Genomic DNA, 18,838 nt, shown 5'->3' with positions numbered 1-18,838 from the left:
TGAATCGAACCGCCGGAGACCCCGGCGGCCGGAGCCGTACCCCCTCAGCGTCGAGGGGTCGCGCGGTCGCCGGGCCCGACAGCCGAGAGGGAATGAGCCGCCGATGACGACCACCGCCAGCCCGACCCATACCGAAGCCGCCGCCCCCGCAGTCGCCAAGGAGCCCCTCGAAGCCGAGGCACCGTACGACCTGACCGACGCACCGACCCGCCACGCCGGCCTGCTGGCCTGGGTGGCCGAGGTCGCCGCGCTCACGCAGCCCGACCGGATCCACTGGGTCGACGGGTCGGACGCGGAGTACGCCGAGCTGACCGACGAACTGATCGCGGCCGGCACCATGGTCCGGCTGAACGACGAGAAGAAGCCGAACTCGTTCTGGGTCCGCACCGACCCGTCGGACGTCGCCCGGGTCGAGCAGCGCACCTTCATCTGCTCCACCGACGAAGCCGACGCCGGCCCGACCAACAACTGGGTCGACCCGGTCGAGATGAAGGCGACGCTGACGGAGCTGTACTGCGGTTCGATGCGCGGCCGGACGATGTACGTCGTCCCGTTCTGCATGGGTCCGTTGACGGCCGAGAAGCCGATGTTCGGCGTCGAGATCACGGACTCGGCGTACGTCGTCGCCTCGATGCGGATCATGTGCCGCACCGGCGCCGACGTACTCGAGAAGATGGGCGACGCAGCGCCGTACGTCCCCTGCCTGCACTCGGTCGGCGCGCCGCTCGCGCCCGGCCAGCAGGACGTGCCGTGGCCGTGCAACGACGAGAAGTACATCGTGCAGTTCCCCGAGGAGCGGGCGATCTGGTCCTACGGCTCCGGGTACGGCGGTAACTCGCTGCTCGGCAAGAAGTGCTACTCGCTGCGGATCGCGTCGGCGATGGCTCGGGACGAGGGCTGGCTCGCCGAGCACATGCTGATCCTGAAGCTGATCTCGCCGGAGAAGAAGGTGCACTACATCGCCGCCGCGTTCCCGAGCGCCTGCGGCAAGACCAACCTGGCGATGCTCGACCCGACCCTCGAGGGCTGGGAGGTCGAGACGCTCGGCGACGACATCGCCTGGATGCGGTTCGGCAAGGACGGCCGGCTGTACGCCGTGAACCCGGAGTTCGGCCTGTTCGGCGTGGCCCCCGGCACCGGCTGGAAGACCAACCCGAACGCGATGCGCACCATCGAGAAGGGCAACTCGGTCTTCACCAACGTCGCGCTCACCGACGACGGTGACGTCTGGTGGGAGGGCTACTCGCCGACCCCGCCGGACCACCTGACCGACTGGAAGGGCCGCGAGTGGACGCCGGGCTCGGGCGAGCTGTCCAGCCACCCGAACAGCCGGTTCTGCACGCCGATCAAGCAGTGCCCGATCATCGCCGACGAGTACGACGACCCGAACGGCGTACCGATCTCCGCGATCATCTTCGGCGGCCGCCGCGCCACGACGGTCCCGCTGGTGACCGAGTCCCGCGACTGGGCGCACGGGGTGTTCATGGGTGCGACGCTGTCCTCGGAGACCACCGCCGCGGCGGTCGGCCAGGTGGGCGTCGTACGGCGGGACCCGATGGCGATGCTGCCGTTCCTCGGGTACGACGCGGGGCAGTACTTCGACCACTGGCTGACCGTCGGCAAGCAGCACGACGCGGCGCAGCTGCCGAAGATCTTCTACGTGAACTGGTTCCGCAAGGACGAGGCCGGCAAGTTCGTCTGGCCGGGCTTCGGCGAGAACAGCCGCGTGCTGAAGTGGGTCATCGAGCGGATCGAGGGCCAGGCGGACGCGGTCGAGACCCCGATCGGACGGGTGCCGACGGCGGACGCGCTCGACGTCAGCGGCCTGGACCTGACCGCGCACGACCTGGAGATCGCGCTCGACGTCGACGTCGAGCAGTGGAAGGCCGAGATCCCGTTGATCGAGGAGTGGTTCGCGAAGCTCGGCGACACCGTCCCGACGGAGCTCAAGGTCGAACTCGACCACCTGAAGGCCCGGCTGGCCTGACAAACGCCGGCCGCCGAGTCGGAAGCCGGCGGCCGGACCAACACCGCGCGGCGCCCTGGTTCATCCGCCGGGGCGCCGCGCGGTGCTTTCTGCGAGCACCCGCCGTACCTCGTCGTCACTCACCGGTGAGAAGTCCCGGTACGCCTGGCCGACCGCGGTGAAGTACTGCGGGATCCACGCGCACACCACCTGATCCGCGACCCGCGACAGCCGCCGGCAGCTCTCGACGCCGCCCACGGGTACGGCGACGACGACGCGCGCCGGCCGATGGCGCCGTACTGCTTCTACCGCGGCCCGCATCGTCGCGCCGGTCGCGAGGCCGTCGTCGACCAGGATCACCACGCGATCCCGTACGTCGATCGGCGGCCGGTCGCCCCGGTACGCCTGCTCGCGGCGGCGCAACTCCTGGACCTCCTGGCGGCGTACGGCCTCAAGGGTCTCCGGGGTGACCTCCGCCGCGATCGGCTCGTTGCGGACCACGTGCAACTCCTCGCCGACGCCGGCGATCGCGCCCATTGCCAGCTCCGGCTGACCGGGCAAGCCGAGCTTGCGCACGATCAGTACGTCGAGCTCCGTGTCCAGGACGTCCGCCACCGGCGCCGCGACGGGTACGCCGCCCCGCGCCAGCCCGAGGACCAGCACGGAACCGCCGACCGATCCGAGCTCGTCGGCCAGCACGCGGCCCGCGGCCGCCCGATCCGGGTACGGCCTCCTCATACCGCCCATCATCCACGGACGGCGGCGCGTTGGGAGGATTCAGTTGTGTGGTGTCGTGGTCAAGCAGACCCGTTCAGCCGGGAGGCGGACAGTCTGCTCGCACCCCGTGCGGTCCACGAACTGAACGAGCGCGACCCAGCCGTCGGCGCAGTGCAACCGGCCGATCAACCAGGCCGCTGACCAACGGTCGTCGAACTGGACGAGCACGTGCGCGGGCAGGCCGACGCCGAGCAGCGGCCGGGGATCACACGCGGTCGTCGGCGGTGCGAGAGCGGTCATCTGTCATCACCTCTCGAGATCCGATGCCCGCTCCTCACCGTGACGTCGCACCCCGGGCACCTGCTGGTACCCACGAAATGTTTCGGACACGGCACCGAACCGTCACGGCCTCGACCCAATCGACGGGCCGCGGTCTGGGTACGTTGAGCGCATGAAGATCGGTGTGATGCTTCCGCTCGGAGCCGGCGATGGGCCCGATGGCGGGATGGCTGGCTGGAAGGACGTGCGGGCGGCCGCGGAGGCGGCTGACCAGAGCGGACTGGACTCGGTCTGGCTCGCGGACCACTTCCTCTACCGGGATCCGGAGGGGCAGGTGTTCGGCATGCACGACAGCTGGACCCTGCTGAGCGCGATCGCCGCGGTCACGTCCCGGGTCGAGCTCGGCAACATGGTGCTTTGCGCATCGTTCCGCGACCCCGGCCTGACCGCGAAGATGGCCGCGACCCTGGACGAGGTCTCCGGCGGTCGCCTGACCCTGGGAGTCGGCGCGGGGTGGCACGACCCGGAGTACGAAGCGTTCGGCCTACCCACCGACCATCGAGTGGGTCGCTTCACCGAGTGGCTGGAGATCGTGGCCCGACTGATCCGCGGCGAAACGGTCAGCTACGAAGGCACCTACTACAAGGTCCGCGAAGCCAACCTGGACCCGGCCCCACCCCACCAGATCCCCATCCTGGTCGCCGGCCACCGCCCCCGCATGATGCAACTGGTCGCCCAATGGGCCGACGCCTGGAACACAGCCTGGTACGGCGCTCCCAACCTGCAGGTGGAAGAACGCCTGGAAGCCCTCCGCCAAGCCTTGGTCACCGCGAACCGCCCCCAAGAAGCAGTCGCCCACACGGCGGGCATCATCGTCCGCGACCCAGACCAGCAAGCGGCCGACCCCAACCCCAACGCGATCCCGGTACAAGATCTCCCCGAGGTATCAACCGCCTACCAAAGACTGGGCGTCAACCACCTCATCATCTCCCCAGAACCCATGACCCCAACCTCCATAGAACGCATAGCCCAAGCAAAACAACAGCTGCCCAGCTAAGCACGCGGGACAGTAAGCAGCACGGAGCATCCAGCCGGCGGGGCAGCCGCTGGGGGGTCCGGGGGGCGAAGCCCCGCCGGGCGGGGTCTGGGGGTTGCACCCCCAGTGACATGGCCGGAGCTCTTTGCCTGCGCATTTTGCAGGCAAAGAGCTCCCAGAGCGGAGGCGGCGGGATTTGAACCCGCGAGAGGGGGTAACCCTCAACCCGCTTAGCAGGCGGGCGCCATCGACCGGACTAGGCGACGCCTCCTCCGACGGCCCACTCGAGGAGCGGACGCGACGACGGCCAAGAGTATCCGCTCGACCGGTCCGGGAGCAAAGCGGGCCGCCGGGCACGCTGGGTCGCCGACACGGCACGTTGCGGTAGTAGCCCCGAGCCCCTGTACCCTGACGAGCATCGACGGGGGTCGCCAGCATCACGTCAACCAACGCGTCAACCAAGTTGGTGTCGTGGGCGTCTGAAGTACCGTGGGCTGCCATGCGCGGCCGACGGAAGGGTCGTGACGTCGTCGATCAGGGAACGGAGCCATGTCGCGGAGTACTCGCGCAACCGGTCGGAGGGCAGCTCCTCGTGCCAGCCGGTCCCGGGCCCGAACGCACCGTGCCCGGACGGCGTCGAAGGCGATCGGCCTGACGCTGCTCAGCGCCCTGGTCCCCGGCTCGGGGCTGCTGATGGGCGGCCGGAAGAAGCTCGGCTCGTTCATCCTGACGATCAGCATCGGCCTGCTGCTGATCGGCGCGTACGTCGGTCTCACGCACCGCGACTCCGTGCTCGCCCTGCTCGTCTCCCCGCGTCAGCTGCTGGTCGCGACCGGTGCCGTCGTCCTGCTCGGGATCGGCTGGATCTGGACCGTGGTCGCGTCGCACAAGCTGCTCCGCCCGGTCAGCATGACGTATACCGGCCGGCTGGCCGGCTCGATGTTCGTCGGGTTGCTCTGCTTCGCGATCGCCGTACCGACGACCGTCGCGGCGCAGACCGTGATGGCGCAGCGCGACCTGATCGGCAGCGTGTTCCAGTCGGAGGGGAACTCGAAGAGCGCGACCCGGCCGAAGGTCGGCAACGCGAGCGACCCGTGGGCGAAGACCCCGCGGCTGAACCTGCTGCTGCTCGGCGCCGACGACGGCGTCGGCCGGACCGGTGTCCGGACCGACACGGTGATCGTGGCGAGCATCGACACCAAGACCGGTGACACCGCGCTGATCTCGCTCAGCCGGAACTGGATGCGGATGCCGTTCCCGGAGGACTCGCCGCTGCACAAGGTGTACCCGGACGGCTTCTGGGACCCGAGCCTGGGCAATGTCGAGCAGCCGGAGTACTACCTGGACGCGATGTACGAGAACGTCCCGAAGGCGCACCCGGGGATCCTCGGCCAGACCGACAACGAGGGCGCGGACGTGGTCAAGCTGGCCGCGAGCGCCGCGCTCGGCCTGGACATCGACTACTACATGCAGGTCAACCTGGCCGGGTTCCGGCAGATCATCGACGCGCTCGGCGGCATCACCGTGAACGTGAACTACCGGGTGCCGATCGGCGGCGACTACGGCGCCGGCCCCGGGTCGAACAGCGAGAAGAAGCCGAGCGGGTACATCGAGAAGGGCCCGAACCAGAAGCTCGACGGGTACCACGCACTGTGGTTCGCGCGCGGCCGCTACGGGCTCAGCGACCCGTCCCGGCAGGAGCGGCAGCGCTGCACGATCCACGCGCTCGTGAACAGCGCGAACCCGCAGGCGCTCGTGACGTCGTACCAGCAGATCGCGAAGGCCGGGAAGCAGCTGCTGCGCACCGACATCCCGCAGGAGATCCTGGGGGCGTTCATCCAGCTCGCGCTGAAGGTGAAGAACGCGAAGGTCGCGAACATCGACCTGGACAAGAACAAGAACTTCCCGAGCGGCAAGAACCCGGACTACGCGGCGATGCGGGAGATCATCCAGAAGGCGATCGCCCCCAAGACCGCCCCGGTCGCCTCGACGCCGACGGTGAAGCCGACCCGGAACCCTACCAAGGCGCCGACCTCCGGCTCGACGAAGCGGCCGACGCCGTCGAAGACGACCACCACCCCGGGCGCCGCGGAGAACCTGAACGACGCCTGCGCCTACAACCCGAGCGAGACCGGCACCAACTGATCCGCATCGGTGAACCTCTCTCAGGGAAGTATTGGACCAAAGTGAAAATTGGTCACACCTGGGGGTGACTGTGAGGCGTTCGTTGGCGGTTGTGGTCGGAGTTGCGGCCTTGCTCTGCGCAGGCTGCAGCGGCAAGGCGGACAGTGCTGACAGTGCGGGCGCGCCCTCGGCAGGGGGTAGGACGACCAGCACCAGCGCGCCACCGCCCTCGTCGGCGGCACCCAAGCCGGCCCCGAAGCCGACACCGACTGCCGTAGCGCTGTCGGTGCCGATGTACCAGCGGGCGCTGACCAATGTCGAGAAGGTCCTCAAGCCGTACGTCGCCCGCGTGATGAACGCGCAGACGATCGCGGCGTTCGACGCGTCCCGCGCACAGCTCGCGAGCGCCGTCGTACTCGAACGCAGCGAGCTCGTGAAGATCACGCCGCCGCGCGGTCTGGTGTCCGCACATCCCCAGGTCCTCGACGCCTTCGACGCGTACGCCGGGAACGTGGCCACTGAGCTGACCAGGGCCGGAGGGACGAAGACCAGCTGCGGCTTCCCGAAGGCGCTGGACGTCCGGCTGTACGAGGCGAAGAGCGGCGTCCGGTTCGCCTACGCCGAGCTCGCGCAGGGCGTGCAGAAGTCGATCGGCAAGGGTGTGAAGTTCGGTGCGCTGTCGGTGCCGGCGAAGCTGGCCCAGCCGGCCGTGATCGCCGGCCGGGGTGAGAACGGCGACGTGTTCCAACGGTCCGGACCGCGTGGCTCGGGTTCGCTACGGATCACCAACGCCGGCTCGGACATCGTGGTCGTGGTCACGGCCAACAGCCCGCGCAAGCCGCAGGCCTCGATCTACGTCCGGGCGAACAAGTCGGCAACGCTGAACGGGATCCGCGGCGACTACTGGGTCTACTACAAGACCGGGAGGAACTGGGACGCAAAGAACAACCGGTTCACCGAGGACTGCTCGTACTCGAAGCTCGAGCGGTTCCTGGACGGGTCGTACTCGTGGTCGCTGACGCTGAAGTCCGTGGCCGGCAACACCTCGGAGTCCGAGACGGAAGCCTTCTGATCCGGTCGCCCCGGGCGGATGAGATCCTGTGGCGATGCGTACGACGTACCGGATGCGGCCGGGGCGCTTCCTCGGAATCCTGGCCGCCGGGCTGATCATTCTCGGGGTGGCCGCGGTGCTCTGGGCACTGGGGCTGCCGGATGTTGCCGTCTCGGTGTTCGTCACGCTCGGCGGGATGATCGCGCTGGCCGGCCTGTGGATCCTGGCCCGGCCGCCGAAGGTCGCACGGCTCCGCGACAGCGACCTCGAGGTCCGCGGTCTCCGCACGCCCTGGACCGACATCACCGAGGTCGGCCGGGTCGAGACCACCCACGGCGAGGCGATCGTGCTGCGCACCAAGAACCCCGATCATCCGATCCTGCTGCCGATCTCGTGGCTGGCGCCCGGTAAGGCCGAGAGCCTGGAGACCGCGCTCCGGGACAAGCTGAACGCGGCCCACGGGTACACGATCTGGGACGGGACTGCCCCCGAGGACACCAACAGCGCAGAATGATGCGGTGCTTTCCTTCGAGCTGTCGTACGACGAACTACTCACGTACCAGGGCACGAACCCGCGGCCCGCGGACTTCGACACGTTCTGGGACAAGGCCCTGCTGTCACTCGACGAGGTCGCGGCTGATGCCGAGTTCGTCGACGCCGTCGACTTCCCGCTGACGACGGCGACCGCACAGCACCTGTACTTCACCGGGACCGGCGGCTACCGGGTCCACGCGAAGGTACTGCGTCCCGCCGAGCCGACCGGACCGGCCGTGCTGCTGTTCCACGGGTACGGCGGTGAGCAGCCGAAGTGGGTCGAGCTGCTGCCGTACGCCGCTCGTGGATTCACGGTCGCGGCACTGGATGTCCGCGAACAGGTCGGATTCCGTACGTCGTCGCAGGCATCGAACAGCTTCTCGCTGCAGCACCACCTGGTGCACGGGCTCGACGACGGTCCGGACGGGCTGCTCTACAAGCACGTCTTCCTGGACACGCGGCGCTTGGCGGACCTCATCGGCGGGCTGCCGGAGGTCGACGCGGCCCGGATCGCGACGACCGGCTGGAGCCAGGGCGGCGGACTGTCGCTGGTGGCGGCCGCGCTGACGCCGACGATCAAGTACGTCGCGAGCGTGTACCCGTTCCTCTCCGACTACCAGCGGACGTGGGACCTGAACCTGGAAACCTCGCCGTACGACGAGATCGTCACGTGGTTCCGCAAGCGCGACCCGCGGCACCTCCGCCAGGAGGAGGTGTTCACGACGCTCGGCTACATCGACATCCAGCACCTGGCGCCCCGGATCCAGGCCGAGGTCACCCTCTTCACCGGCCTCGAGGACCAGATCTGCCCGCCGTCGACGCAGTTCGCCGCCTACAACAAGATCCAGTCCCCCAAGGAAGTCCGCACGTACCCCGACTTCGGCCACGACGACCTCCCCGGCGCCCACGACGACATCTACCAACTGATCGGCACCAAACTCTGAGCACCGCTCAGTGCCGGCGCCGGGGTGGTCGTCGGTTGCGGGGAACCGGAATGTAGGTCTCGTAGAGGATGCGGGGGTCGTGGAGTGCCTCGATCGCGTCGATCCAGGCTTGAGCTGTCTCGTCGGTGTCGCGGCGAATCACGATCACGACGCGGTTCTTGAGGCAATCCCAACCACCGCCGATTCCTTCGCGGCTCGGCCCCCACCGATCCATGGTCGAGAAGAGGCGGTCCGCCAGTGCCTCCAGCTCCGCCCGCGAGTAACGCACAGACACGAACTTGACGACGAATCCGTCGGCGGCCTCCAGAACGGCGTACTTCAGCCGCTCCACGTCGGCTGAGGTTCCGTTCACCGCTCCGACCAGGCGGACCACCACGACCCGCGATTCGTGGTCCCACGACAGACCGCCGTCCGGCACCGGGCTTGTCGCCACGAGCCGTCCGATCTCGTTGATCTGCTGCTGCAGGTCGTACGTACCCGTGACGTCGAGTGGCACCGGGTCCTCGTTCGGAGGGATACCCTTCCCCCGCGCCACCTCGTAGCGACCGGGGTACGGCGCGATGTTCGGATCGCCGGCGTCACTCATCCGGCCCCCACGATCGCGAACTCCCGGATCCTCACAACTCGATGCTAGTTCCACTCCAACCAACACCGTGGTCCTCGCGGTCGCGTGATGTGCAGCTCGACTGGTAGTGCACCGGCGAGACGCTGTACGCACGGACACGTTCACGCTCAGGTGCACTACCCGGCCACCCGACACTTCCTGTCCAGCTGCAGATCGGACCGGGCCAGCCCCCGCCACTGGTGACTTACCGACATATGTACCCTTGTGGTTACGTAGCCGGTTGGGTACATTCGGGGTCATGGACGTGGTGTTGCAGGCGTTGGCTGATCAGAGCCGGCGGACGGTGCTGGAGATCTTGCGGGATCATCCCGCGACGGCCGGTGAGTTGGCCGATGCGCTGCCGATTGCGCGGCCGGGTGTGTCCCGGCACCTTCGGGTGCTGCGGGAGGCCGGGCTGGTCGACGTACGGCAGGAGGCGCAGCGGCGGATCTACACCTTGCGGCCGGAGGCGCTCGTCGAGGTGGACGAGTGGCTGGAGGGGTACCGCGCGCTGTGGCGGAACCGGCTCGATGCGCTGCACACCGAGATCGCACGAGGAAAGAAGGCATCTCAGTGAGGATCACCGGAACGATGCGGGCTCTGGACCGTACCCGCGGCGCTGTCCGCGTCGAGGACGTCTACGACACGGATATCGACGACCTCTGGGCGGCATGCACCACGCCGGAGCGACTCGCCCGCTGGATCGCCGAGGTGTCCGGCGCACTGCACGAAGGCGGAACGATCCACGCCGTCTTCACCAGCACGTGGAACGGTCCGGCTCGTATCGACATCTGCGAGGCACCGCATCATCTGCTGCTCACCACGGAGCCGGGCACCGACGACGAGGGTGAGCTCGAGGCCTGGCTCACCCCGATGGGCTCGCAGACCAAGCTGGTGGTCGAGGAGCGCGGCCTCCCCATCGGCTCACTCCACTTCCACGGAGCCGGCTGGCAGGTCCACCTCGAGGACCTCGGCCGCTCGTTGGCGAACGACGGTCCGGCCCACGACGGCGGCTGGTCGGCGGAGGTGCCTGCCCCGGCCTGGCACGCGCGGTGGACCGAACTTACCCCGGCGTATCGGGGTACCGATGTCTGACCGCATCAAGCTGGAAGGGATCACGGTGAACGCGCCCGATGCACTCGTCCTGGCGCAGTTCTACGCCGAGATCACTGGTGGAGTCGTCCGTGGTACGTCGCACTGGGCCTCCGTCTCGGGGCCCAATGGGGTCATCTCCTTCCAGCAGGTGGACGACTTCCGGGCGCCACAGTGGCCCGGCAACGACGTACCGATGCAGATGCACCTCGAGTTCCTCGTCGACGACCTCGAGGCAACCGGAGCACGGGTCCTCGCGGCCGGCGGCAAACTGCTCGACTTCCAACCGAACGCCGACCATTGCCTCGTGTACGCCGACCCCGCCGGCCACCCGTTCTGCCTCTCAACCTGGGACACCGAAACAGCTACAACAGGAACCAGTAGTTGACCGTCGGTCCTTGCGTCGCCAGCCCTCCACCCAGTGAGTCGTACAGCTTGCGCGCCGGAGCGTTCTCAGCTCCCGTGGTGAGGAACATCTTGGTGGCACCGGCAGACCGGCCCGCGCCCATGAACGCGCTCGTCAGGGCTCGGCCGATTCCTTGCCCGCGGTGGGATTCGACGACCTCCAACTGGTGGAGGTAGAGCATGGAAGCGCCGTCGGGTCGCGCAAGCCGGTAGCCCCAGCACCAACCGATGATCTTGTCGGCTGCGGTGGCCACGAAAGCCAGAGTGCCGGGGGCTTCGAGGTAGCCGGCGTCGGCGTCGGCATTCATGAAGGTACGGACGGCGCGCGCAAGCAGTTCGGCGTCCGGGGTGACGACGGGCATTCATTCCCCAGGTGATCGAGTAGCGGGAAAGGATAGCTAGGTGCCGAGGCCGGCGTCGCGGGCGCGGGCTACTGCTTCGGCTCGGCCGGCGACGTGGAGTTTTGTGAAGACGTTGGAGACGTGGTTGCGGACGGTTTTGTCGCTCACCACGAGCTGACGGGCGATTGCTGCATTGGTCAGGCCGCGCGCCACCAGATCGAGAACCTCGCGCTCGCGATCGGTCAGCTCGGGGAACGGCGCGACACGAGGGCCGGATCGGCCGGCAGCGAAGTACGACAGGACCCGGCCGGCGATCGCGGACGAGAAGACCGCCTCACCATGTGACACCCCGTCAAGCGCCCGGCCGATCTCTGCACGGTCGGCGCCCTTCAGCAGATACCCCCGTGCACCGGCCCGGACGGCGGCGAACACCGACTCGTCGTTCTCCAGCATCGTCAGCACCAGTACGGCGATCTCCGGGTGCCGCTCCGTCACCCGTCGGGTCGCCTCGACGCCGTTCAGGACCGGCATGTGCAGGTCCATCACGACAACGTCAGGGACGAGTTCACCGGCAAGGCGCACAGCCTGCTCGCCATCCGCTGCCTCGCCGACCACCTCCTTGCCGGGCATCGTCGAGATCGCGGTGACGAGACCTTCGCGATAGAGCGGATGGTCGTCGACCACCAGGACCCGTACTGTCATGACGTCCCCCTCGGCAACATGGCGGTGACGGTCGTACCGGACGGGCCCGAGTCGATCACCAGGTGGCCGCCGAGTTCTTCGGCCCGCTCGCGCATCGACGACGTACCAACACCTGGCCGCAGCTGATCAGGCAGCCCATGGCCGTCGTCGACGACCTCGATCCGCACGTATCCGTCCCCGTCGCACACCCGGACCGCGACAGCGCCCGCCCCGGCATGCCGGACCGCGTTCCCGATCGCTTCGCCGGCGATGTGGTACGCCGCAACTTCAACAGCAGCAGGCAATCCGGCGATCTCGTCCGCCGACACACACACCTTCGTCGCACCTGTGGACAATCGATCGCCCAGCTCACGCACCGCGGCCGTCAGCCCGAGCTCGTCCAGCATCGGCGGCCGGAGTTCGTGGACCAGTGCCCGGACATCCGCGACCGCGGCGTTGAGCCGCGGTACCAGGCGGTCCAGCAACCGCCGGGCTGCCTCGGGATCGTCCGAGGCGATGTCGCGCGCGGTCTCGACGTGCAAGGCCAGCGCGGCCAGCGACGGCCCGACCCCGTCGTGCAGATCGCGACGCAGCCTCCGGCGCTCCTCCTCCCGTGCGACGACGACCGCTTCGCGCGATCGCTGGGCCTCGCGGGCCAAGAGGACGGTATGTGCCGCAACCGCAGCCTGCGCGGCGAGCTCGCCGAGAGCACGGATCTCATGTCCGTCGAACGCGGTCGACCGAGCGACGGTGAGCTGACCGAACCGCTCGCCCCCGTACTCGAGATCGACGGTCGTCCCGGACCCCGACCCCTCGCCGTACGACGTGACGGATCCGTCCCGCAGGACGATCGTCGCCCGCTGCACGCCCAGCGATCGCGCCACCTGTTCGAGCACCGACGGCAGGACGCGTTCGGACAGGTCATCCGGTGTGGTGGCTGCTGCCAGTCGCGCTCCGAGTCGCGCGAGTACGGCGTACGGCTCGTCGACGTCCCCGTGCACCAGCCGATTGACGTGCCGCTGCAACCAGGATCGCAGTGGCAGGGCGGCCAGCGCGACCACAGTGGTCGCGAGGATCGGCGTACCCATCGTGGCTCCCAGGCGATCCCCGGCCAGCCAGACCGTGCCGGCGTACAGGCCGACCACCACCGTCGACAGAACGCCGTACACGATCGCCCGTGAGATGACGACGTCCACGTTCCAGAGGCCGTGGCGCATTACAGCGATACCGATCGCGATCGGAAGCGGCAGCATGGCGAGAGCGGCGGCGGCACCCGTGATGCCGGCGGGGAGCAGTCTGGCCACGCCGAAGAGGACGAGCGTGCACGCGTAGCCGACCAGTACCCACTTCAACTGCTGACGCTCGAGATCCGCGGCCTGCCGCCACCTGACGACGAGCGCGGCGAGGCCGACGACGACGGCTGCGAGCAGGAGTACGCCGGCGATCGCTCCCGCGACGGGTTCGCCGACCGCGGCCACGGCCAGTGGATGCCGCGCGCCGCGCAGAGCCTCGGGGAAGTCCTGGGAGTTGTACGGCGTGAGCGCCCACATGATCGTGATGACGGCGACGGCGGCCGCGTTCAGCGCGAGAGCAGCACGTGATCGCGGGCGACCGTCCGGCAGCAGCACCGGCAGCAGTACGGCGATCGCGACGTACCCGGGTGCCCAGAGCCAGGCCCCGATCCAGGTTGCCCAGTCGTCACTGGTGAGCGCTCCGACTTCTGACCCCAGCAGCGCCAGACCCTGGGTCAGGGCGATGGCTCCGAGGACCGCCTGGATCCGGCGGGCGCCCGCCGACCGGAGGAGCAGGCAGACGAGTCCGTAGGCGATCGCGGCCGCCGCCTCCATCAACCAGAACGACGGCCCGGCCGTCCGTCCCGCTGCCGCATTCACGGCATGGACGCCGGTGCCTGCCAGGCCGGCGAGCACCGCGAGTACCCCGATGGCAACCCCCATGAGGGCATCATCGCCGCACTTGTGTCCCGCCGTCACGGGACAGGACGTCCCAGCTGAGGTCGTGACCCGCGGCCGTGTCGATCGGGACGGCCCGGTCGCGATCGTTGGCGGCACGTCAAACCGAACGACAGGAGACCGCAATGACCACCATGACCAGCACTCGATCCATCACCCGCCGACGCCCGTCCGCCACCGCCGTCACGGCGTCCGTCCTCCTCACACTGATCGCCGTAGTGGGTGGCTATGGAGCGATCTACTTCACCGGATTGGAGGGATGGGACGGCATCGGGGTGAGCTTCGTGGTCGCGTACGAGTTCCTGACGCTCACCGGCCTGGTCGCGGTCGCCGCGTTCCTCCGCGGCCACCGCCTCGGCCGCCCCGGCGTCATCCTCTACGCCACCTGGATGATCTACTTCACGCTCTTCAAGCTCATCGCGTTCCAAGAGCTCCAAGCCATCCCGTTCGGCGTGCTCGCCCTGATCGCCCTCGTGTGCGCCACACGCCGCCCGAACGCTGCTTGATCACGCAGTCGATCAGTTCCGGCCGAGCGCGGCGTCGATGGCGGCCGTCAGCACCTGATCGTCGTCGGCCTTCCAGGTGTGGTCCTGGGCGCACGTCCAGTTGTCCGGTTCGGCCGGGATGACGCAGCCGAACAGCCGCACCTTGCCGGCCGCGGCCGCTTCGCGAGCGAGCGGGGTAGGCAGGCCGTAAAGGATCGGCACTCCGCGTTCTCCACAAACCGGGCAGACGGGTACGTTCGCCATACGGCCAAGGTACGTCACGGCCCGTCCACCAACACCTGATTGATCTTCGCGAGCGCCTTCATCAGCTGGGCCCGCTCGGTCTTCGTGAGCGTCGCGGTGATGCGGTCCTCGAGCCGCTGGCGCTCGGCCTCGATGGGGGCCTGGAGCGCACGCCCGGCCGGTGTCAGCCACAGCCGCACGAGGCGGTTGTCGCGCGGATCGGGCCGGCGTTCGAGCAGACCGGACTCGGCCAGCCGGGTGGCGAGTTTGGTGACGGCGGGCGTGGTGACGTTCACCGAGGCGGCGATCTCGCCCGGCGTACGGCCGTCCTCCGCCCACAGCGCCGCGAGCAGGTGATCCTGCCCGAGCCGCAACCCGTGCCGCTGTACGGCGGCGTCCGCGGCGGCCCGCAGCAACTTGGACATCTTGCTGTGCAGCTCCAGGAACTCGGGCATCGGCAGACTCCTTGACGATCAGATCGTTTACCGGTTAACGTTCCCGGCGACTCGTTAACCGGTAAAGGAGTTTGCCATGCTGCTCATCACCGGCGCCACCGGACACGTCGGTCGCGCGCTCGTCCAGGAACTCAACCGGCGCGGCGCCGGGTTCCGCGCACTCGTCCGCAGCCCGCGGCCGGAACTGCCCGCGGAGCAGGTCGTCGGGGATCTCGACGGACCGCTCGACCTGAGCGGTGTCGACAAGGTGTTCCTGCTCGTGCCCGGCACCGGACTCGAGCACACGGCCAACGTCGTCGCGGCCGCCCGTCGGGCCGGCGTCCGGCAGATCGTGTACCTGTCGTCGTACGCCGTACTCGGCGACCCGGTCCCGGCGATGGGGCGGTGGCATCACGAGCGCGAGCGGCTGATCGCGGATTCGGGGATCGCGGCAACGTTCCTGCGGCCGACCGGCTTCATGACGAACGCGTTCGACTGGCTGCCGACGATCCGCGCCGGCGGATACGTGCTCGATCCCATCGGACCGGGACGGATGGCGCCGATCGACCCGGCGGACATCGCGGCGGTCGCGGCGACGGTGCTCGTCGAGGACGGCCACGAGAAGCAGGCGTACACGCTGACCGGACCCGAGGCGTTCACGGTCGCCGAGCAGGTCGCGATCCTCGGTACGGCGATCGGCCGCGCACTCGACGTACGCCCGATCGCGACCCCTGAGGAGGCGGTTCGATTCCGTTATCCAGAAGGGGCTCCGGCCGAGTTGGCGGCTGCCCTGATCGAGGGCCTGACCCTCATGCGCGCCGACACGATCGGCTTGCGAACAGACGTCGTACGGCACCTGACCGGGCGCTTACCGAACACGTTTTCCGTGTGGTGCAAGGAGAACGCCGGGCAGCTCTCCTAGGAGAACTGCCCGGCGCCTTGAAAGTAGCTCCGCAGTACCGGCCTGGTGAGGCATGGTCAGTACTGCGCAGCCGCCTAGTTGGCCTCTTTGGTCGCCCAGTAGTGCCATTGCGGGGACGCGACTGGGGAGCGGGCCAGCCCGTCCGGCCAGGTGGCCGGGAGGTCGTGACTCCGCGCCGCGTAGAGGATCACCTCCGATGCGCAACGGTCACCGCGGACGGCGACCCTGGCGGCGGTCTCGGCACGCATGTCGGCGAGGTAATGGATCGCCGGCAGGAACTCGGCGCTCAGCCGCGGGCTGAGCCGGCCGACGGGTTCGTCGTCGAGCCGGATCTCGACCACGATCCGGTGCCGGTCCTGAAAGCTGTCCTCCTCCTCGATCGCGTGCATGGTGGCGTACGCCCAGCACTCGCCCTCCGCGCGGAAGAACGGCGCCAGTACGTCGGGATGCACCTCGCTGCCCGGCACGACGATGCCGCTGCCGGGCGGCAGCAGGTGAAAACTGCCTGGCGGGGGCAGGTTCACCGGCACCAGCATGTGCGGCTGCCCCAGGGCGACCGCGACACTCGCGTGGAACTCGGTGCCCTGGGCGCCCTTGCCGTCCCAGTCCGCCGGCTCCCACTCACTGACCCACAGGTGGCAAGGGACCCGCGGTTGCAGGCCTTGTGCCACCAACTCTGACAGCACCGGGTGGTACCGGTGCGCGTCGTCCCTCGGCAGATAGCCGACAACCTTGCCTTGCACCCGGACGGCGATCGACCGCGGGTCGAAACGGTTGTGCGGTTCCGGGACGAGGTCCGCTTCGGTGTCCAGATCTGCGCCGCGCGCCGGGATGGGGTCCGGGAACAGGCTTCTGATCGCCTGCTCGTGCGGGGCCTCCCGCACGACTTCCTGACCGCACCACAAAGCGTCGCCCCACAGACTGAACGGAATCAGTTCCATGTGCCCTCCAGTCCTCACTGACCGGCTATACACGGCTCATCTCTCCCAAGGACCTGGCCGTTACACCGAGTGAGCGTATGAAAACTAGACTGCCCAGTGAAGAGCCGTTTCACGCATGGTGCAAGAGTCTGATACGCAAAGGTATCCGTCGGTCCGGACTGTGGACGCGAATTGTCTTGTGCAGCGAGCGAATCGGCGAAGATCGTGCAAATGCACGGGAAGGAACGTCATGCAGGGCAGTGGTTCAGTCGCTCGATCGACCACCGGCGGCGAGGTCAGCACCGTTGACGCGGCGGCGATCGAGGCCGCCAGCAAGCGCTTGGACGGCGTCGCAGTCCGTACACCCTTGGAGCGCAACCTCCGCCTGTCGGAGCGCACCGGCGCGCAGGTCTGGCTGAAGCGGGAGGACCTGCAGATCGGCCGTTCCTACAAGCTTCGCGGCGCGTACAACCTGATCGCACAGCTCGACGATGCGGCCAAGGCAGCCGGCGTGATCTGTGCGAGCGCCGGCAACCATGGCCAAGGGCTGGCGTATTCGTGCCACATTCTCGGTGTCCACGGCAAGGTGTACGTTCCGCGGACGACACCGCGCCAGAAGCGGGACCGGATCGCGGCGCTCGGCGGCAAGCAGATCCAGGTGATCGTCACCGGCGACACGTACGACGATGCCGCTGCCGCCGCGATCGCGGAAGGTTCCGCCACCGGGGCGACGATGGTGCCGGCGTTCGACGACCCGAGAACCGTTGCGGGGCAAGGGACCGTGGCGATCGAGTTGGTGGAGCAGCTCGGCCACGCTCCCGACGTACTCGTGGTTCCGGTCGGTGGGGGCGGTCTCGTTGCAGGGGTTGCAACCTGGATCGCCGAGCGGCATCCCGGCGTACGCATCGTCGGGGTGGAGCCGGGTGGCGCGGCGAGCATGGCTGCGGCGGTCGCGGCAGGTAAGCCCGTGACGTTGCCGCAGTTGGACAGCTTCGTCGACGGTGCCGCCGTACGACGGGTCGGTGACGTGACCCTCCCGCTCGTGCAGCAGGCCGGCGTCGAGCTGATGGCGGTTCCCGAAGGCCTCGTGTGCTCGGAGATGCTCGCGCTCTACCAGACCGACGGCCTGATCGCGGAGCCCGCGGGCGCTTTGTCGACAAGTGCTCTTGGCAACGGTCTCGACGTACGCCCGGGCGAGACCGTGGTCTGCCTGCTGTCCGGCGGGAACAACGACGTCAGCCGGTACGGCGAGATCCTCGAGCGCTCGTTGGTGCACGAAGGCCTGAAGCACTACTTCCTGGTGACGTTCCCGCAGGAGCCCGGTGCCCTGCGCGCCTTCCTCGACGAGACGCTCGGCCCCGACGACGACATCACGCTGTTCGAGTACGTCAAGCGCAACAACCGCGAGACCGGCGTCGCCCTGGTCGGCATCGAGATCAGTACCCGGGACGACCTCCCGCTGCTGCTGTCGCGCATGGAGGCCGCCCCGCTCGACATCGAACGCGTCAACCCGAACTCACCGGAATTCAGGTATCTGATCTGACGTTTCTCAATCCCGCCGCGAGTGCTTCGGGTGCCGCGGGTCGTGCGGATGCCGGCCGTCGTCCCAGTCCGGATCGACCGGTTGCCCCTCGCGGTTCTGGGCGCCGTCGTTCTGGGCGCCATCATTCAGGGCGCCGTCGTTCTGGGCGCCGTCGTGGTCCGGCCAGAGGTTCTGGGCCTGGGTGCGATGCTCGTCCGATTGCGCGCGGGCGTTCTCGGCGGCGTCGCGCCGTTCGGTGGCGCCGGCCGACAACCGGCGAGCCTCGGCCGTCTTCTCGTCGGCGGCCGCCTGCGCCTTGCGGGCACGCGCGTCCACCTCGTCGGCGACCGCACGCTGCTTCTCGGCCTCTGCCGCGCTCGCTCGCGCCTGCTGGTCGTGTTCGTACGCCTCCTGCTGGGCGCGCTGTTGCGACCTGCGCGACATCGCGCTCGCGATCAGGGCGATCACGATGACCAGGACGGCGATCGCGACGACGATCCAGACGATGGTCATTCCGTTCATCGGTCCTCCTCGGCTCGATGCTCAGAAACCCCGGTACCCGGAGCTG

General features: G+C 68.6%; 22 protein-coding genes and 1 tRNA gene. 12 read left to right on the top strand and 11 right to left on the bottom strand.

Annotated features, from left to right (window positions below; genetic code table 11):
* Nucleotides 1–103 precede the first annotated feature (103 nt).
* Nucleotides 104–1,987, top strand: coding sequence for a phosphoenolpyruvate carboxykinase (GTP) (locus EV647_RS11605; RefSeq protein WP_134002023.1), 1,884 nt, complete (start codon nt 104–106; stop codon nt 1,985–1,987).
* A gap of 60 nt (nt 1,988–2,047) precedes the next feature.
* Here EV647_RS11605 and EV647_RS11600 read toward each other — a convergent pair whose 3' ends face one another.
* Together EV647_RS11600 and EV647_RS11595 are read right to left on the bottom strand one after the other, a co-directional pair.
* Nucleotides 2,048–2,704, bottom strand: a complete 657-nt coding sequence (locus EV647_RS11600; RefSeq protein WP_134002021.1) for a phosphoribosyltransferase — start codon at nt 2,702–2,704, stop codon at nt 2,048–2,050.
* A 39-nt stretch (nt 2,705–2,743) separates the two neighbouring features.
* Entirely contained in the window at nt 2,744–2,983 is a 240-nt protein-coding gene (locus tag EV647_RS11595; protein ID WP_134002019.1) for a hypothetical protein, read from the bottom strand.
* A gap of 151 nt (nt 2,984–3,134) precedes the next feature.
* Here EV647_RS11595 and EV647_RS11590 point away from each other — a divergent pair, with 151 nt between their 5' ends.
* The gene (locus tag EV647_RS11590; protein WP_134002017.1) at nt 3,135–4,019 is read left to right on the top strand and encodes an LLM class flavin-dependent oxidoreductase; all 885 of its coding nucleotides are present in this window, start codon (nt 3,135–3,137) and stop codon (nt 4,017–4,019) included.
* A gap of 160 nt (nt 4,020–4,179) precedes the next feature.
* On the opposite strand, the gene EV647_RS11585 is transcribed toward EV647_RS11590, so the two are convergent.
* Nucleotides 4,180–4,269 (bottom strand) — tRNA-Ser (locus tag EV647_RS11585).
* A 278-nt stretch (nt 4,270–4,547) separates the two neighbouring features.
* Here EV647_RS11585 and EV647_RS11580 point away from each other — a divergent pair.
* The 4 genes from EV647_RS11580 to EV647_RS11565 all read left to right on the top strand — a co-directional run bounded on the left by EV647_RS11580 (nt 4,548) and on the right by EV647_RS11565 (nt 8,651).
* On the top strand, nt 4,548–6,143 hold the full coding sequence (locus tag EV647_RS11580; RefSeq protein WP_134002015.1) for an LCP family protein: 1,596 nt from the start codon (nt 4,548–4,550) through the stop codon (nt 6,141–6,143).
* 265 nt (nt 6,144–6,408) lie between these two features.
* The gene (locus EV647_RS11575; RefSeq protein ID WP_134002013.1) at nt 6,409–7,194 is read left to right on the top strand and encodes a hypothetical protein; all 786 of its coding nucleotides are present in this window, start codon (nt 6,409–6,411) and stop codon (nt 7,192–7,194) included.
* Nucleotides 7,195–7,228: 34 nt separating this feature from the next.
* The gene (locus EV647_RS11570) at nt 7,229–7,687 is read left to right on the top strand and encodes a hypothetical protein (protein WP_134002011.1); all 459 of its coding nucleotides are present in this window, start codon (nt 7,229–7,231) and stop codon (nt 7,685–7,687) included.
* Nucleotides 7,688–7,691: 4 nt separating this feature from the next.
* Complete coding sequence (locus EV647_RS11565) at nt 7,692–8,651, top strand: alpha/beta fold hydrolase (RefSeq protein WP_134002009.1); 960 nt, start codon at nt 7,692–7,694, stop codon at nt 8,649–8,651.
* A gap of 7 nt (nt 8,652–8,658) precedes the next feature.
* Here EV647_RS11565 and EV647_RS11560 read toward each other — a convergent pair whose 3' ends face one another.
* On the bottom strand, nt 8,659–9,237 hold the full coding sequence (locus EV647_RS11560) for a hypothetical protein (protein WP_134002007.1): 579 nt from the start codon (nt 9,235–9,237) through the stop codon (nt 8,659–8,661).
* A gap of 277 nt (nt 9,238–9,514) precedes the next feature.
* On the opposite strand from EV647_RS11560, the gene EV647_RS11555 reads away from it, so the two are divergent.
* From EV647_RS11555 to EV647_RS11545, 3 genes are read left to right on the top strand one after another with little or no spacing between them, the layout of a single operon-like run.
* Nucleotides 9,515–9,832: a helix-turn-helix transcriptional regulator gene (locus tag EV647_RS11555; protein ID WP_133786740.1), complete on the top strand. Its 318-nt coding sequence runs from the start codon at nt 9,515–9,517 to the stop codon at nt 9,830–9,832.
* Nucleotides 9,833–9,846: 14 nt separating this feature from the next.
* Nucleotides 9,847–10,350: an SRPBCC domain-containing protein gene (locus EV647_RS11550; RefSeq protein WP_166680298.1), complete on the top strand. Its 504-nt coding sequence runs from the start codon at nt 9,847–9,849 to the stop codon at nt 10,348–10,350.
* On the top strand, nt 10,343–10,735 hold the full coding sequence (locus EV647_RS11545) for a VOC family protein (RefSeq protein WP_134002005.1): 393 nt from the start codon (nt 10,343–10,345) through the stop codon (nt 10,733–10,735). Before EV647_RS11550 ends, EV647_RS11545 begins: the two co-directional genes overlap by 8 nt.
* Here the strand turns inward: EV647_RS11545 and EV647_RS11540 are convergent.
* The 3 genes from EV647_RS11540 to EV647_RS11530 are packed head-to-tail and all read right to left on the bottom strand — an operon-like array spanning nt 10,713 to nt 13,729.
* Nucleotides 10,713–11,114, bottom strand: coding sequence for a GNAT family N-acetyltransferase (locus EV647_RS11540; protein WP_134002003.1), 402 nt, complete (start codon nt 11,112–11,114; stop codon nt 10,713–10,715). The genes EV647_RS11545 and EV647_RS11540 overlap by 23 nt on opposite strands.
* Nucleotides 11,115–11,150: 36 nt before the next feature.
* On the bottom strand, nt 11,151–11,795 hold the full coding sequence (locus EV647_RS11535; RefSeq protein ID WP_134002001.1) for a response regulator transcription factor: 645 nt from the start codon (nt 11,793–11,795) through the stop codon (nt 11,151–11,153).
* A complete protein-coding gene (locus tag EV647_RS11530) occupies nt 11,792–13,729 on the bottom strand; it encodes a sensor histidine kinase (RefSeq protein ID WP_134001999.1) in 1,938 nt (645 codons plus the stop codon). Before EV647_RS11530 ends, EV647_RS11535 begins: the two co-directional genes overlap by 4 nt.
* Before the next feature lie 140 nt (nt 13,730–13,869).
* On the opposite strand from EV647_RS11530, the gene EV647_RS11525 reads away from it, so the two are divergent.
* The gene (locus tag EV647_RS11525) at nt 13,870–14,250 is read left to right on the top strand and encodes a hypothetical protein (RefSeq protein WP_134001997.1); all 381 of its coding nucleotides are present in this window, start codon (nt 13,870–13,872) and stop codon (nt 14,248–14,250) included.
* A 12-nt stretch (nt 14,251–14,262) separates the two neighbouring features.
* Here EV647_RS11525 and EV647_RS11520 read toward each other — a convergent pair whose 3' ends face one another.
* A complete protein-coding gene (locus EV647_RS11520; RefSeq protein WP_134001995.1) occupies nt 14,263–14,493 on the bottom strand; it encodes a hypothetical protein in 231 nt (76 codons plus the stop codon).
* 14 nt (nt 14,494–14,507) lie between these two features.
* Nucleotides 14,508–14,927, bottom strand: a complete 420-nt coding sequence (locus EV647_RS11515) for a MarR family winged helix-turn-helix transcriptional regulator (protein WP_134001993.1) — start codon at nt 14,925–14,927, stop codon at nt 14,508–14,510.
* A gap of 76 nt (nt 14,928–15,003) precedes the next feature.
* On the opposite strand from EV647_RS11515, the gene EV647_RS11510 reads away from it, so the two are divergent.
* Nucleotides 15,004–15,828 carry an NAD(P)H-binding protein gene (locus tag EV647_RS11510; protein WP_134001991.1) on the top strand — a complete coding sequence of 275 codons (825 nt, stop codon included), beginning with the start codon at nt 15,004–15,006 and terminating at the stop codon, nt 15,826–15,828.
* A gap of 74 nt (nt 15,829–15,902) precedes the next feature.
* Here EV647_RS11510 and EV647_RS11505 read toward each other — a convergent pair whose 3' ends face one another.
* Complete coding sequence (locus EV647_RS11505; RefSeq protein ID WP_134001989.1) at nt 15,903–16,769, bottom strand: HIRAN domain-containing protein; 867 nt, start codon at nt 16,767–16,769, stop codon at nt 15,903–15,905.
* 229 nt (nt 16,770–16,998) lie between these two features.
* Here EV647_RS11505 and ilvA point away from each other — a divergent pair, with 229 nt between their 5' ends.
* On the top strand, nt 16,999–18,291 hold the full coding sequence (ilvA, locus tag EV647_RS11500; RefSeq protein WP_134001988.1) for a threonine ammonia-lyase IlvA: 1,293 nt from the start codon (nt 16,999–17,001) through the stop codon (nt 18,289–18,291).
* A gap of 6 nt (nt 18,292–18,297) precedes the next feature.
* Here the strand turns inward: ilvA and EV647_RS11495 are convergent, their stop codons facing one another.
* The gene (locus EV647_RS11495) at nt 18,298–18,792 is read right to left on the bottom strand and encodes a hypothetical protein (protein WP_134001986.1); all 495 of its coding nucleotides are present in this window, start codon (nt 18,790–18,792) and stop codon (nt 18,298–18,300) included.
* Between the last annotated feature and the right edge of the window lie 46 nt (nt 18,793–18,838).

The sequence above is a fragment of the Kribbella sp. VKM Ac-2566 genome (assembly GCF_004366005.1).
Classification (GTDB): domain Bacteria; phylum Actinomycetota; class Actinomycetes; order Propionibacteriales; family Kribbellaceae; genus Kribbella; species Kribbella pratensis.
Note: the sequence above shows the minus strand (reverse complement) of the source record. Positions and strands in the feature narration are given on the sequence as shown.